This window comes from Bradyrhizobium sp. Kon37 (assembly GCF_055807535.1).
Genome location: NZ_JBVVOY010000116.1, coordinates 1 through 524, shown reverse-complemented (window position 1 = coordinate 524; position 524 = coordinate 1). Strand labels below are relative to the sequence as shown.

Sequence of the window (524 nt, the reverse complement as noted above, 5' to 3'; positions counted from 1 at the left end):
AGCAGCAGCGTCATCGAGACGTCGATGCTGGTGTGGTATTGGACGGCGTTCTCTGCGGCGCACTGGATTTCGCCGGTGTCCTCGATGATGACGACGCGCTCAGACGGGTTGAAGGCGACCATTTCATTGATGATCGCGTTGACGAGCGTGGTCTTGCCCGAGCCAGTACCGCCAATGACGAGGATGTTTCGATGCGCCGCGACGGCGCTTTTAATGACCTCGTATTGCTCGCGGGTCATGATGCCCGCCTCGACGTACTGTTCCAGCGTGAAGATGGCGACCGCGCGCTTGCGGATCGCAAAGGTTGGCGCGGCCACGACCGGCGGCAATTGGCCGGCAAAGCGGCTGCCATCCAAGGGGAACTCGCCTTCCAGGATGGGCGAATGCCGCGTGACCTCTTTGCCGTGGAATCCGGCCACCGTTTCTATAATCGCCTGCGACTGGCTGGGCCGCATGTCGCAGATGTACCGCATCGGCTCGCCAAGGCGTTCGTGCCACACCTTGCCGTCCGCGTTGAGCATGAC

At 61.8% G+C, this 524-nt stretch carries 1 protein-coding gene; it reads right to left on the bottom strand.

The window, feature by feature from the left end:
- Positions 1–524: ATPase, T2SS/T4P/T4SS family (locus tag AC0L3J_RS37350; protein ID WP_473350427.1), on the bottom strand; the 524-nt coding region annotated here is incomplete at both ends.